Annotated in this window: 11 protein-coding genes; 9 read left to right on the plus strand and 2 right to left on the minus strand. The window is 66.3% G+C overall.

The features are described 5' to 3' along the window. Nucleotides 1-12: 12 nt before the first annotated feature. Together glp and AB4879_RS20590 are read right to left on the minus strand one after the other, a co-directional pair. Nucleotides 13-1,209 carry a gephyrin-like molybdotransferase Glp gene (gene glp / locus AB4879_RS20585; protein WP_370509068.1) on the minus strand — a complete coding sequence of 399 codons (1,197 nt, stop codon included), beginning with the start codon at nt 1,207-1,209 and terminating at the stop codon, nt 13-15. Then, entirely contained in the window at nt 1,209-2,132 is a 924-nt protein-coding gene (locus tag AB4879_RS20590; protein ID WP_370509069.1) for an SDR family NAD(P)-dependent oxidoreductase, read from the minus strand. The genes glp and AB4879_RS20590 overlap by 1 nt, the downstream gene beginning before the upstream one ends. A gap of 57 nt (nt 2,133-2,189) precedes the next feature. Between AB4879_RS20590 and AB4879_RS20595 the strand changes: the two genes are divergently transcribed. The 9 genes from AB4879_RS20595 (at nt 2,190) to AB4879_RS20635 (ending at nt 13,852) form a co-directional block, all read left to right on the plus strand. Continuing rightward, nucleotides 2,190-3,002 (plus strand): HAD-IIA family hydrolase, encoded by an 813-nt coding sequence (locus AB4879_RS20595; protein WP_370509070.1) that lies wholly within the window; start codon nt 2,190-2,192, stop codon nt 3,000-3,002. Nucleotides 3,003-3,124: 122 nt separating this feature from the next. Continuing rightward, nucleotides 3,125-3,604: a polyketide cyclase gene (locus tag AB4879_RS20600; protein WP_370509071.1), complete on the plus strand. Its 480-nt coding sequence runs from the start codon at nt 3,125-3,127 to the stop codon at nt 3,602-3,604. 297 nt (nt 3,605-3,901) lie between these two features. Then, the gene (locus tag AB4879_RS20605) at nt 3,902-6,601 is read left to right on the plus strand and encodes a phosphoenolpyruvate synthase (RefSeq protein ID WP_370509072.1); all 2,700 of its coding nucleotides are present in this window, start codon (nt 3,902-3,904) and stop codon (nt 6,599-6,601) included. Next, a complete protein-coding gene (locus AB4879_RS20610) occupies nt 6,598-9,921 on the plus strand; it encodes an AMP-binding protein (protein WP_370509073.1) in 3,324 nt (1,107 codons plus the stop codon). Before AB4879_RS20605 ends, AB4879_RS20610 begins: the two co-directional genes overlap by 4 nt. Beyond that, nucleotides 9,918-10,163: an acyl carrier protein gene (locus AB4879_RS20615; protein ID WP_370509074.1), complete on the plus strand. Its 246-nt coding sequence runs from the start codon at nt 9,918-9,920 to the stop codon at nt 10,161-10,163. Before AB4879_RS20610 ends, AB4879_RS20615 begins: the two co-directional genes overlap by 4 nt. After that, complete coding sequence (locus AB4879_RS20620) at nt 10,160-11,209, plus strand: SDR family oxidoreductase (RefSeq protein WP_370509075.1); 1,050 nt, start codon at nt 10,160-10,162, stop codon at nt 11,207-11,209. The genes AB4879_RS20615 and AB4879_RS20620 overlap by 4 nt, the downstream gene beginning before the upstream one ends. Then, nucleotides 11,206-12,030 (plus strand): nucleoside-diphosphate kinase, encoded by an 825-nt coding sequence (locus AB4879_RS20625; protein WP_370509076.1) that lies wholly within the window; start codon nt 11,206-11,208, stop codon nt 12,028-12,030. Before AB4879_RS20620 ends, AB4879_RS20625 begins: the two co-directional genes overlap by 4 nt. Further along, nucleotides 12,027-12,944, plus strand: coding sequence for an AfsA-related hotdog domain-containing protein (locus AB4879_RS20630; protein ID WP_370509077.1), 918 nt, complete (start codon nt 12,027-12,029; stop codon nt 12,942-12,944). Before AB4879_RS20625 ends, AB4879_RS20630 begins: the two co-directional genes overlap by 4 nt. Continuing rightward, nucleotides 12,941-13,852 (plus strand): UbiA family prenyltransferase, encoded by a 912-nt coding sequence (locus tag AB4879_RS20635; RefSeq protein ID WP_370509078.1) that lies wholly within the window; start codon nt 12,941-12,943, stop codon nt 13,850-13,852. Before AB4879_RS20630 ends, AB4879_RS20635 begins: the two co-directional genes overlap by 4 nt. The last annotated feature ends 3 nt before the right edge of the window (nt 13,853-13,855 follow it).

The following is a 13,855-nucleotide window of genomic DNA, read 5'->3' on the forward strand; positions in this document are numbered from 1 at the left end:
GCGGGCGCAGACCTAGGACAGATCCCAGAGCTGAACCTGCTCGCCGGCGGCCACCCCGGTGATGTCCTCGGCGATCTCCAGAAGACAGTTCGCCGAGGCCAGCCAGCGAAGATGGTGCGATGCCGGCGGCCCATAGGTCGTGACGGTGCCCGCCTCCGGGTCGTAGACACCACGCCGGAACTGGCGTTTACCCTTCGGCGATGTCAGGTCGTCGACCAGCACGGCGGTGCGACGCGGCCGGTTCGGGGTGGCCAGGCCCATCGCCGCGCGCAGTGCGGGCCGGACGAACACCTCGAAGGAGACCAGCGCGCTGACCGGGTTGCCCGGCAGCGTGATGATCGACGTGCCGTTTGCCTTGCCGGCGCCCTGCGGCATACCGGGCTGCATCGCGACCTTGACGAAGTCCACCGCCCCCGCGCCGAACGCATCCTTGACCACCTCGTAGGCGCCGGCGCTCACGCCGCCGGTGGTGATGATCAGGTCGGCCTGCCCGGCGAAGCCCTCCAGCACGGTGCTGAACTGGTTGACGTCATCGCTCGACGTCGGGGTCGCGACCACGTCGGCGCCGGCCTCGCGGACCGCGGCGGCCAGCATGATCGCGTTGGACTCGTAGATCTGGCCGGGCTGCAGCTCGGTGCCCGCCGACACCAGCTCCGAGCCCGTCGACATCACCAGGACCCGCAGCCGCGGCCGCACCGTCAGCGAGCCCAGGCCCAGCGCGGCGGCCAGCCCCAAAGCCGCCGGCGTCACCAGCTGGCCGGCGCGCAGCACCGTCGTCCCCGCCGTGACATCCTCACCGGCGCGCCGCACGTGCTGGCCGGGTGTGGACGCGGTCCGGATCTCGACGGTGTCGATACCGCCGTCGGTGGCCTCGACCGGCACCACCGCCGTCGCCCCGGCGGGCAGCGGTGCACCCGTCATGATCCGGTGCGCGGTGCCCGGCGCCAATGTCAAGGAGTCAACGCGCCCAGCCGGAATGTCCTCGGCGACAGGCAATGTGACCGGACTGGTCTGGGAGGCATCCACGACGTCCTCGGCGCGAACCGCGTAGCCGTCCATCGCCGAGTTGTCGAACACCGGCAGCGACATCGGGGCCGCCACGTCGGCGGCGAGAATCAGGCCCTCGGCGTCGGCCAGCCCCGCCGTCGCGGCCGGGCGCGCGGTGATCAGATCGGCGACGACCCGCTGGTGCTCCTCGACAGTGCGCATCAGACGGGGAATTTCACGCCGGTCAGCTCCTCGGATACCGCCCAGAGCCGCTGCTGCACGTTCCGATCGTGGGACTGATTGCTGGAGCTCACCAGCTTGGGGTGGCCGCGCAGCTCGCGGAACCCGTCGGGCCCGTAGTACTGCCCTCCGGTGACCGAGGGATCGGTGGCGGCCCGCAGTGTGGCCAGCGCGCCCATTTCCGCGCTGTTCAACAGCAGCCCGCTGATGAGCTTGACCCCGGGCAGCGAGCTGCCCGGGACGTGGCGGATCAGCTCGGTGTCCGAGACGCCTGGGTGTGCCGCTACGGCAATCGTTTTCGCGTCGGCCGCGGCGAGGCGGCGCTGCAGCTCGTAGGCGAACATCAGATTGGCCAGCTTCGACTGTCCGTAGGAGGCGACCCGCTCATAGCGTCGGCGCTCCCACTGCAGATCGTCGAACGCGATCTTGGCGCGGATGTTGTGCGCGACGCTGGCCACCACAACCACCCGTGATCCGTCTACTCCCAGCAGATTGTTCAGCAACAGCCCGGTAAGCGCGAAGTGGCCCAGATGATTTGTGCCGAACTGCAATTCGAAACCGTCGGCAGTGGTCTGCTTCGGTGGATACATCACCCCGGCGTTGTTGATGAGTAGATCGATCCGCGGGTAGGCGCTGCCCAGCTCGGCCGCTGCTTCCCGCACCGATGCCAGCGAGCCCAGATCCAGCTTGTGCACCGTCACCTCGGCACCGGGTGCGGCTCGCCGGATCTCGGCGGCCGCCGCGTCACCCTTGGCGGTGTCGCGGACCGCCATCACCACCTGAGCCCCGTGCTGTGCCAGCACCCGGGCCGTGTCGAATCCGAGCCCCGTATTGGAGCCGGTCACGATCGCAATGCGTCCGCTTTGATCGCGGACGTCCGCTTCGGTCCACTTCTGTGCGCTCATGGCACGACGATAGACGGCCCAAGTTGCGGACAATCGGTGGCCGTTTACTGTCGCGGTATGGCTATCGGTGGGGTGCTGTTCGACATCGATGGTGTCCTGGTGACCTCGTGGACGCCGATCCCCGGTGCCGCCGAGGCGCTGGCGGTGCTGGCCGACCACCAGATCGCGCGGTCCTACCTGACCAACACCACCACCCGCACCCGCAAGCAGATCGCAGCCGCGTTGTGCGACGCCGGAATGGACGTCCGGCCCGACGAGGTGATCACCGCGGCGGCGCTGACCGCCGACTATGTGCGGGCCAACTATCCCGATGCGCGCTGCCTGCTGGTCAACAACGGCCAGATCACCGACGACATGCCGGGCATCGACATCGTCGACTCGGAGGCGTACGACGGCGCCGATCTCGAGGCCCCCGACGTCATCCTGCTCGGCGGCGCCGGTCCGGAGTACGGCCACCGCACCCTGAGCCGGGTGTACGAATGGATGGCCCAGGGCGTACCGGTGGTGGCCATGCATCGCAGTACCGCGTGGACCACCACCGAAGGTCTGCGCATCGACACCGGCATGTACCTGATCGGCATGGAGGAGACCTCTGGGCGCAAGGCCACCGGTGTCGGCAAGCCAGCGCCCGCAGGCTTTCTGGCCTCCGCGGCCCGCCTCGGCGTCGATCCCGATGAGATGTACATGGTCGGCGACGACCTCAACAACGACGTTCTGGCCGCCCAGGTGGTCGGGATGACCGGTGTGCTGGTGCGCACCGGCAAGTTCCGTCAGGACACCCTGGACCGTTGGGCCGCAGACGAATTTGCGATGCAGCCCAACCACGTCATCGACTCGGTCGCCGTGCTGCCGGAGTTGCTCGGGTTGTAGCGGCGGACGCGGCTCCCCACGTGCGCCCAACGTCACTCCAGAGTCACCGTCGACGTCGAGCGTGACGCTGGTGTGACGCCCGGCGGCGATGAGTTTCTCCGCCGGGGCGGGTCTGTCTGACTATGACCGAAATTCTGATTGTCACCACCACCATCGACGCACCCGCCGCCGCCGTATTCGGGGTGCTCGCCGATCCGAGCACTCACCAGGACATCGACGGCACCGGCTGGGTTCGGGAACCCTTGGACGACGGCCGGGAACTGACCGAAGCCGGACAGATCTTCCGGATCGCGATGTACCACGACAACCATCCCGACAAGCACTACGAGATGGCCAACCAGGTCACCGCGCTCGAACCGGGCCGGGTGATCGGGTGGGCGCCGGGCGGCCTGGCTGAGGACGGCAGTATCGAACTCGGCGGCTGGACATGGCGTTACGACCTCGAGCCCCTCGGCGACGAGCAGACTCGGGTCACCCTGACCTACGACTGGTCGGGTGCCACCCCGGAGATCCGGAAGAACATCCTCTTCCCGCCGTTCCCCGTCTCCCACCTCGATAATTCGCTGGCGAATCTGGGCAAGTTGGCCATCGACCGGGGATAAGGCGGCCGTCCGCCTCGACAGGGGCTCGCGGACAGCCCGCACGCGCGCTGACCGGGCGTGGCGCAACGCGCATGTAAATTTGCTGCGTCTGCCTGCCGACGTGCCACTGCGTGTGGTAAGCATTCAGCCATCGGTGGTGCCGAAAGGGGCCGTGGGCTTTACCTGTCGGGGGGACAGTCATGCCACATCTGAATTCAATAGTCTCGAAACTTGGAACCGGTAGCGGAACTGGATCCCTAACGTCGGCACCCGATCTCATCGCTTGAGATATCGCGGAACCGACACGAAGGGCGCGCGGTGCCGATCCTCCTCACGGGGCAAGAATCCGACGAGCAGTTGCGACTACTGGCCGGCGGAAAAGCGCGCACCCTGTGCGACCTGACGGCCGCCGGTTTCCCCGTGCCACGGTGGGCCATCCTCGGCACCGAAGCCTTCGAGAAAGCCTGTGCGGCCGCCGGCGTGAGCATCAGCCCAGCACCGCTCTCGTTGGCCGAACGCCTTACGGAGGCGGCGACCGCCGAAACCGCGCTGTGCGAATTGACCATGCCGGCCGACATTCGGGACGCCATTGCGGCGGCGCTCGACTATGTCGGTGCCGAAACTGTGGCCGTCCGTTCGTCCGGGCGACAAGAAGACGGTGAGCGCGATTCGTTTGCGGGACTGTTCGACACATTCTTGAATGTGGCCGGGCTCGATGCCACCGAAGACGCGGTGCGGCGTTGCTGGGCGTCGGCCTTCTCCCAACGTGCCACCCGGTACCGCCATGTGCGCGGGCTCGACTTCGGCGAGGTCGCCCTCGCGGTCGTGATCCAGCGATCGTTGACACCCCACAGCAGCGGGGTGATGTTCACCGTCGACCCGCTTACGGGTGCGCCAGACCGGCTGGTGATCAACGGCGTACTGGGCCTTGGTGAGGGTCTGGTTTCCGGCTCCGTCGACTCCGACTCGGTGAGCATCGACAAGGACACTGGCCGAATCCTCGACGAGATGGTCTCGGCCAAGAGCGAGATGATGGTCAGCGCCGCAGGCGGCGGAGTTGCCACCGTCGGCGTGCCGGTCGACCGTCAGCAGGAAACCAGCGTCGGCCCTGCACTGCGTGCCGCGTTGGTGGACTTGGGGATTCGGCTCGAACAGCATTTCGGCTGCCCGCAGGATGTCGAGTGGGCCTGTGACGACACCAGCACCTGGATCCTGCAATCCCGACCGGTCACCACCCTTCATCGCGAGTTCGACCTCACAGCTGAGCATTTCGGAGAATTCACCGACGGGATCCGCATTTGGGACAACTCGAACATCATCGAGAGCTTCTCCGGTGTCACGTCGCCACTGACCTTCACCACGGCCCGCAAACTGTACGGCGACGTCTACCGGGCCTACGCCCGGAGCCTGAAAGTCCCACCCGCCCAGCTCGAACAGATGGAATCGTGGCTGCCGGTGATGCTGGGCCAGTTCCACGGCCACGTCTACTACAACCTGCTGCACTGGTACCGGATGGTGGGCATCGCGCCGGGCTATCCGCTGAACCGACGGGTCCTGGAAGTCGCGCTCGGCGTCAGCGAACCACTCGACCGTGCGACGGCAAATGGGTTGCGTCCGTTCACCTTTGCGAATCCGGTCCAAAAAGCGGTTTCGCGCGGCCGCACGGCCATCGCCTACCTGCGCAGCATCAGATCCGTCGATGCCATGATCGACGACTTCGACGAGACGTTCGTCGACTTCATCGACCGCCACGGTCTGATGGACGTATCGGCGATGGACGGACCGTCGGCATACCGGATGTTCCGCCAGATCTACGACGAAGTCGCCGACCTGTGGGGCCCGATGATGGTGCTCGACGCCATGTTGCTGACCATGGTCGGCTCGCTGGCCGTGCTCACGAAAGTGTTCCTGCGCGGTGCGCCGGAATGGGTGCAGTTCGCCGTCGTCAACCCCGAGCCGGACGTGATCTCCGTCGAACCGGCCAGGGAGCTGGCCGACATCGCCGCCTTCGTCCGGGAGCACCCCGAACTCGATGAGTTCATCGCGTCAGCCGAGCCCTCGGTCGCGTACGCGCATCTCGCCGAACGCGCCGACGACGGCGCGTCCATATGGCAAGAGCTGCATTCCAGGATCGAGAAGTACATCGATCGCTTCGGGTATCGGTGTCTGGACGAACTCAAGCTCGAAACACCGGACCTGCGCCAAGATCCCGCCGGGATCTTTCATCTGCTGCGGATGGACACCGCCGGGCGGCGCGAGCACGCCGGGAGCTCGGTCGAGGACTACCTCGATGCACACCTGCCAGGTCGGCGCCGAACGGTGTTCGATGCGTTGCGGCGAAAGGTCCAACGCGCGGCGACGCACCGCGAGCATCTGCGTTTCTGCCGCACTCAGGGCTTCGGCATTCTGAAATCGCTTGTGGGGGTGATGGGTCGGGAATTGGAGCAACGGGGAACGATCGACCACCGCTCCGATGTTTTCCTGTTGCGTATCGACGAGCTGTTCGATCTCTATGAGGGCGCGATGACCACCGCCGCCGCGCAGTCGGTGATCCGTCGCCGAAAACTGCTGCAGGACAGCTACTCACGATTCGCCGCGCCCGCCCGGTTCACCACAACCGGATCCGACTACTCAGAGCACGAGTTGGCCCGGGCCGGCTGGCGGCAGGCCGAAGAGTCGACGCACGCGCCCGCCGGCACCGTGCTGACCGGGACGCCGTCCAGCCCAGGCGTGGTCACCGGCCGCGCGGTCGTGGTGGAGAAGCCGCAGGACTTCTCCAGCGGCATCCTGGTGGCATACCGGACCGACCCGGGCTGGGCGTCGGCCCTGCCGTTCGCATCCGCGCTCCTCATCGAGCGCGCGTCCCCCCTCACCCATGTGGCGATCATCGCCCGCGAACTCGGAGTGCCGACCGTCGTGCAGATCGACGGCCTGACCGACGCGGTTCGCACCGGAATGACGCTGAGGGTCGACGGATCCACTGGCCGGGTGGTCTTGGTGGAAGAACCCGGGTCATGAGCGACGTCGACCGCATCCGCGGCTGGTTGATGCAGCCACGGGACGACACCGGGATTCACCTGGCCAATGACAAGAACGGCTGGGACTACGTCACCTACCGCGTGCTGGCCGACAATGCGCGACGCATCGCGCGCCGGCTGATCGACGACGGTGTGCGGCCGGGTGACGTCGTCAGCGTGCTGATGCCGACCTCCGACCTGTGCTTGTCGACGATGTTCGGGGTGCTGGCCGCAGGCGCCACGCTCACCCCGATCGTGCCGCCGATGTTCCAACCGCCCGATCAGTACACCACCCACCTGCGCGGCATCCTCGGGGCATCGGGCTGCCGCGCGATGGTGGTGTCGTCCGCTTTCGTCGAGCTGGCGCGCCGTGCGATAGCCGGTCTTGCTCGCGAGCCCAAACTCATTGCCATCGATGGTGTTCCGAAGTGCGGCCTACTGGACGAGCTCGCCGAGCCCGCCCCCGCCGTGCTGCTGCAGATGACCTCGGGTTCGACGAGCGCACCTCGCGGTGCCAGCATCGGCTGGCACAGCCTGGCCGCCAACCTCGATGTGATGGAAGAGCTCTGCGGGATGGCCGACGGCCAGGTCGGTGTCTCCTGGCTTCCGCTGTATCACGACATGGGGCTGATCGGCGTGCTCTTCCAGGCCATGACGCGGCAGCGCTTTCTGCAACTGATGCGGCCCGACCAATTCATCCGTGACCCGCTGCGGTGGCTGAAAGCGGCCGCCACCTCGCAGCACACCGCATCCCCGTCGTTCGGGCTGGTGTACACCAGCACCAGGCTCACTCCGGATGATCTCGGTGGCATCGATCTGTCAGGACTTCGGACGCTGGTCGTCGGGGCGGAGCCGATCAACCCGGCCCATCTGCGGGCGTTCACCGAACTCACTGCGGGCCATGGTTTTTCCCCGGAAGCCTTCATGCCCTCGTACGGACTCGCCGAACACACCTTGTTCGCCACCTCGCACCGGCTGGGTGAGCCGCACCGGATGGTCCGGGTGGACCGGACCGCGTTGCGTCATGGCCATCCGGTTCGGGTGCTCGCGCGCGTGACAGGCGATATCACCGCCGACACCGGCAGCGATTGGGTGGTGTCGGTCGGCAAGGCCGCGCCAGGACATGCGGTCTGGATCACCGACGAGTCCGGTGACCGGCTGCCCGACGGGATGTTGGGCGAGATCGTCCTGTCCGGGCCGTCGGTGGGGCAGGGATACCACGGGGATTGCGACAGCACCACGCGGTTCGTCGACGACGAACTGCGCACCGGTGATGCCGGATTCCTGCTCGACGGCCAATTGCACGTACTGGGCCGGATGGGGACGAGCCTGAAGATCAACGGGCGCAGTGTCTTCACCGAAGACTTGGACGTGACCACCGCCGATGCGCTCGGGATCGCCCCGAGTCGCGTGGTCGCCGTCGCGGTGAACGAAGCCGAGCGGCCCGGTGTCGCGGTGTTCATCGAACACATGAAGGTGACCCCCGAGATGATCGCCGCCGCACTCAGATCCCTGCAGGCGAACGTCGGTGAGGAAGCCCCGCTGTGGCTGATCAGCACACCGCGCGGAACGCTGTCCCGGACGTCGAGTGGCAAGCCGCGTCGGGCGCACATGTGGCAACAGTGGCGCTCGGGCCGATTCAGCAGGTCCCGATTGCTCGCCATCGGTGGCCCGAATCGAGACGTGCAGGGGCTCCAGCGGATCCGCGCTCTGTTCGAGCAAGCCCGCGAGCTCGCCGTGATTCCCGACGATGCGACAGTGCATTTCGAGGGATCGCTCGCCGAGGGATTCGGCAACGAAGGCTCGGACATCGACTTCCTGTTGTTGGTGCCCGGCACAGCCACACAGGCGGTGATGCCCACGGTCCTGTTCGTCGACGGCCGCCGAGTGGAGATTCGGGCCCAATCGCATGAGCAGATTCGCGAACGGCTACTGAAGGTCAGGCGGGCGATCGACACTGGGTCGGTGGCCGGGGTGTCCGAGGACCTCCTCAACCGGGTTCAGCGGTTCCTGCGCGGTATCCCGCTGTACGTCGGACCCGACTACGAGCAGCTTCTCGACATCGTCTCCTACGCCGAGCTCACCACCTTGCTCAGCTCGTGGTGGCGCCGGCGGGCCGGCGGATGCCTGCGACATGCCGTCGCGCTGACCCTGCTCGGTGACGGCTACGAGGCCGTGCGGTGGGTACGAGAAGGCATGGCGCAGCAGATGAAAGCGTTCCTCGCCGCCCACGGTGAGGGTTACATCGAGATCAAGTGGCTGCCGGAACAGATCGCTCGGCTCTCGCGCGACGCCGACGTGACTCTCGCGGCACTTCTGGATGACTACGAAACCCTCGACGCGACAGCCACGTCAACGGATTCGAGCCGGGACATCATCGAGCGGGCACTGGAATTGGCCGCGCGATTGGGCGGTCCGAAAATTTCGCTCGATCCCACGAACGTCGTACTACGGCGGGTGCCCGGAGTCACCACCTGGCCGATCGGAACCGCCACCCATGTCGTGCGCGACAAGACCGACGTGTTCGTCCTGTCCGCCGACTGCGCCCAATCATGGCGGAAGGTGATCTTCGGTGAGTCGATCGCCACCACCCAGGCTGCCGTGAATCACATCGCGCTGTTCGTCGACCACGGCCTCGTCGGGCTGGCATGGCGGGGAGGGGCAGTGATCACACCGGTGGCGGCGATGTGCGCACCCGGGCGCCCGCTCACACCGCTGCCGTCCAACCAGCGCCCGGCGATCACGATCGACGGTGCCATCACCGATCGGGATATCGTTCGATCCCCGCTGGGTGCACGGGCTTTCGCCGAGTGCGCGGGGGCGTTGCTGTTGGCCAACATGGTGCTCGAGAACGCGCGCGAAGATTTCAGCGGAGCTGTCAAAGACGGGCAGTGGCGGGTCGCTTCACTGTGCGGGCGACGGATTGTGACCATGGCGGTCCGAATCCTGGCCAGCGCCTGGGGAATCACCCCGCTGCCTGCCGACCCGGTGCTGGTGAGCAGGCTGGACATGCTGGTACCCGAGCATCCACGGTTGGCCCAGAACGCTCGCGGCCTCAGCGAGCTCTCGATCGCCGATGAGGACGACGCAGGATCGGTACACCAGGAACTCGATGCGTTCGTTGCCGAGGTGCGCAAGGTCACCTGCGGTGAGAACTTCCCGTCGTCGTTCGCGTCGAGGGAGGAGTGGCAACGCACCATCCGGTACGGATACCACTGGCTGCGGATGGGCGGATATTTCGGTGCCTACGTCGAACTCGACGAGACCCGCGATCTGCTGACCACCGGCGGAGCCCAACCCTGTGCGAGGCCTACCCCATGAGCGACATCGGTGATGAGGTTTTGGCGCTGGTCGCGGCGATGGCCCCCGAGACGGCGGGGGAGCCGGGGTTGGGCAGCGCTCTGATCGGCGATCTCGGATACACCTCGCTGCGACTGCTCGAGCTGTCGATCGCCGCCGAGCGCGCCTTCGAGCTGCCGCAGCTCGACCAGGAAATGCTCGCCGGCGTCGTGACCGTCGGTGATCTGGTGAATCTCGTTCAGGCGCAAAAGGAATCGACATGAGCAGGACGGTGCTGGTCACGGGTGCCGCCGGGCACGTCGGCTCCGGCGTCGTCGCCCGTTTGTCCCGGCGCGGGTATACCGTGATCGCGCTGATTCACGATCGTCCGGTCGCCGGTGCACGAATGCTGACCGGAGACGTCCGTAGCGAAGACTTCGGCCTCGACGACCAGACCGTGTCGAAACTCGCGAACGACGTTGACGTGGTGGTGCATTCCGCCGCGGTCACCGACTTCGGGCTGCCTGAGCAGCGCTACACCGAGATCAACGTCGACGGCACGGCCAATGCACTGGCCTTGGCGCGCCGCGCGGATGCCGGCCTGGTCTATGTGAGCACCACCTATGTCTGCGGCGACACCGAAGGGGTCTTCTCCGAGGATCAGCTCGATATCGGTCAGCGGTTCAGCAACGCCTACGAACACAGCAAGTATCGGGCCGAAAAACTGGTCGCCGCAGCCGGAGTCCGGTCGGTGGTCGTCCGCCCCGGCATCGTGACCGGCGAATACCGCACCGGGAATACCGAGGTCTACAAGCACATCTACCAGCTGCTCAAGGTGATCGTCGAGGGCAGACTGCGGACGCTGCCCGGGAACTATTCCGCGACATTGGGACTGGTCCCGATCGGCCATGTCGCCGACGTCATCTCGGCCGCCGTGGAGACGTTCGACGACAATATCGGACGGACATTCCATGCGGTGGGCGCCAACGCACTGTCGCTTCGCACCGTCTCCGACGTCCTGGCCGAGTATCCGTCCTTCTGCATACCTGATTTCGTGCCGCCCAGCACGTTCAGCGAGTCTGACCTCGACGACATCGAGCGCCGCTATTTCGACAAGGTCGGGGTCCTCTATACGAGCTACCTGCGACGGCGCCTGGAGTTCGACAGCACCAACAGCCGCGATCGACTTGGTGTGACCCCGCCCGCCATCGGTGCCGGCTACTTCCGGCGCCTTCTCGACTCCTGCTTACGCACTGGCTATTTGGGAAGGCCCGAGCCATCGGTCGCCGAGGTCTTGGACCGGTTGCAGGCCAAGAGGAGTTCCGCATGATCCGCACCGGCAGCAGGTATGACTCGGACACCTACTTCATCGAGACGTGCGATGCGCTCGCCTCGATGAACGTCGACCGTGTCACCTTCGCCCACGAGTATGCACTGATGCTGCTCAAGCCTGATGCGGCCGTCACCGCAGCGATGGGATCGGCCATCACCTGGCTGCTCGACCACGGCTACCTCATCGTGGGGGCGTACCCGGTGCAACTGACGTATCTGCATCTACGGGCGTTGTGGTATTTCAACTGGCACCGCGCCACCGCCGAGCGCCGCCGGGTTGCCGACCGGCTCGCCGCGCTGTCACCGTCGTTGGTTCTCGTCGTCAGCCATCCCGACGCTGAGCAGCCGGTGTCGGTCCGGCTCACGGCGGACAAAGGCCCTGCCGACCCGGTGCAGCGGCAGCCTCATCACCTCCGGCATGCGCTGGCGGCCGGAACTTATCTGCTGAACAAAGTTCATACCCCCGACGACCCCGACGATGTGTTGCGGGAAATGAGCATCTACTTTCCCGATCCGCAACTGAGCGCCGTGATTTCCGCATGCGTCCACGGCGCCGACGCAACAGCAGATGCCGTGCGCATCGTCGACGGCATCGAGTCCGGCCTTGACCTGCGAAGCGGTGACCTCACCGCCGCGCAGGACGCCGTCTGGCAGGGCCTTGGTGGGGTCGATGTGTGGGATCGACCCCGATCCGGTGAGGAATGGCTGGCCGCATTGGTGGATGCAGAGAAACGAGGCATCGACGTCGATCCGTGGTTCCGGATCGTGATCGAGTCCTCCTATCTTCCGATGCACCGACAGGGGAGTGACGGGATATGAACGGGGAGAAATATTCTCAGACGATCCGCCGAGAGTTGGTGCACAAGCGTGCGGTCTCCGAGGTGCTTGTCACCTCGATGGGCGGCCAAGGGGACACCTGGACAGCGCATGCCCAACTGCCACGCCTGCACAGCTTTCACTCCGACGGATTAGGGCGGCAGCGGTCGTACTACGATCCGCTCCTCGTCCTGGAGGCGTTTCGGCAGGCATGCATCGCGGGCAGCCATCTGTTCTATGACGCACCGCCGGACGCCCGGCACACCGTGCGGCTGTACGAACTGGCCGTGGTCGACTTAGACCATCTGGTGTGCGGGTCCGAGATGCTGGATCTGGAACTGAACATGGCGGTGCAGAAGGAATTCCGTCATGACGGCCATGACGCGGTGCATGGTCTGGAAGTCCGTGCCGTCGTGGCCCATGACGGCACGAAGATGATGGAGCTGTCGGCCGCGTTCAACTGGATGCCGTTGGAGAAGTGGGACCGCCTGCGGGCTGGCGCGTCTTGGGACCCGGGGCCGCAGCCGGCTCCGGCCGATCCTCGGTCGGTCGGCCGGACGCGGATGGAGAACGTGGTGATCGGTGCCCCCGCGCAGGCGGCGGAGGGCGGCGCGGCGAGCGCGCCGCTCGTGGTGGACATCAGTCACGCGACGCTCTTCGACCATCCCCTCGACCATCTGCCCGGCGGACTCATCATCGAGGCCGCTCGACAGCTTTCCCTGGTGATAGCCGACTCTCGTGCGCAGGACCTGGTCGGTCCGGCGTGGCTGAAGATCGGGTTCCGGTCGTTCGCCGAACTGGATTCGGTGAGCACGGTGTCGATGACACGCGATGGTGCCGACCCGCTGACCTTCCGAGGCGACATCACGCAGTCGGGTCAGACCAGGGCCACCGTCGAACTGGCCTTCATGGAATGACGGTCCTGCGGAGGACGGGCGGTATCGGCGCGTTCCTCGTCGAACGATGCCTGCCGGTCTATCCCGTCTATCTGGCGCTGTGGGTGATCGCAGTCGAGTGCATGGTCGTGGTGGTCGGGCAGTCGCCCGGGCCGTGGCGGCCGTCCTGGGATACCGCGCTGAAGATCGTGGCGCTCAACGCCGCCGGTGCCTTCCTGCGCATGGTCGACGACCAGAAGGATCTGGAGTACGACCGGGTGTACAACCCGGACCGGCCTCTGGTCCAAGGCCGAATCAGCACCCGGGAGTTGCGGATCGCGATGGTCCCGGCTGCCGCGATGGCCGTACTGGTGGGCGCGACGGTCTCGGTCTGGACGGCGCTGCTCGTGGCGTTCATCCTCGGCTACAGCCTTGTCCTGTGGTGGGTGGAATCGCGGGTTCCGGTGGTGCGGGATAACCCGCTGGTGAACCTGGCGGCGGCATGTCCCGCGCAGTTCCTGGCAACGGGTTTCGCGATGACGGGCCTGCCGGGTGTCGCAGACGCGTCCTGGGGACAGCGGGCCGCCATCCTGCTGGTGTTCACCACCGCCTTCCTGCATGTGGAGTTGGCGCGCAAGACCACTCGGGTGGCAGCAGCCGATGACCTGCGGTCGTATTCGCGGGTCATCGGGCCCACCGCAAGCGGACTCGCGGTGTTGGTTCTCGGGTTGTCGGCCGTGCTGGTGGAGCTGCTGGTCACCTCGCCGTGGAATTGGGCGGGGCACTGGTCGCCGATTGCCTGGGCGCCCGTCGCGACTGTGGCGTTGCCGTGCCTGTCGGCGTGGATCTTCTTCGTGCGGCGGGTCGAGGTCCACCCGCGAGGATTGCCAACGCTTTTCGTGATCGTGTTCTACCTCGCCATCGTCGGCCAGGGTTTGGCCTACCACTAGAAA

The organism is Mycobacterium sp. SA01 (assembly GCF_041287105.1).
Classification (GTDB): Bacteria; Actinomycetota; Actinomycetes; order Mycobacteriales; family Mycobacteriaceae; genus Mycobacterium.

What these genes read in the sequence shown, in the direction of transcription:
- glp (WP_370509068.1), bottom strand. Translation starts at nt 1,209, where the DNA reads ATGCGCACTGTCGAGGAGCACCAGCGGGTCGTCGCCGATCTGATCACC.
- AB4879_RS20590 (WP_370509069.1), bottom strand. Translation starts at nt 2,132, where the DNA reads ATGAGCGCACAGAAGTGGACCGAAGCGGACGTCCGCGATCAAAGCGGA.
- AB4879_RS20595 (WP_370509070.1), top strand. Translation starts at nt 2,190, where the DNA reads ATGGCTATCGGTGGGGTGCTGTTCGACATCGATGGTGTCCTGGTGACC.
- AB4879_RS20600 (WP_370509071.1), top strand. Translation starts at nt 3,125, where the DNA reads ATGACCGAAATTCTGATTGTCACCACCACCATCGACGCACCCGCCGCC.
- AB4879_RS20610 (WP_370509073.1), top strand. Translation starts at nt 6,598, where the DNA reads ATGAGCGACGTCGACCGCATCCGCGGCTGGTTGATGCAGCCACGGGAC.
- AB4879_RS20615 (WP_370509074.1), top strand. Translation starts at nt 9,918, where the DNA reads ATGAGCGACATCGGTGATGAGGTTTTGGCGCTGGTCGCGGCGATGGCC.
- AB4879_RS20620 (WP_370509075.1), top strand. Translation starts at nt 10,160, where the DNA reads ATGAGCAGGACGGTGCTGGTCACGGGTGCCGCCGGGCACGTCGGCTCC.
- AB4879_RS20625 (WP_370509076.1), top strand. Translation starts at nt 11,206, where the DNA reads ATGATCCGCACCGGCAGCAGGTATGACTCGGACACCTACTTCATCGAG.
- AB4879_RS20630 (WP_370509077.1), top strand. Translation starts at nt 12,027, where the DNA reads ATGAACGGGGAGAAATATTCTCAGACGATCCGCCGAGAGTTGGTGCAC.
- AB4879_RS20635 (WP_370509078.1), top strand. Translation starts at nt 12,941, where the DNA reads ATGACGGTCCTGCGGAGGACGGGCGGTATCGGCGCGTTCCTCGTCGAA.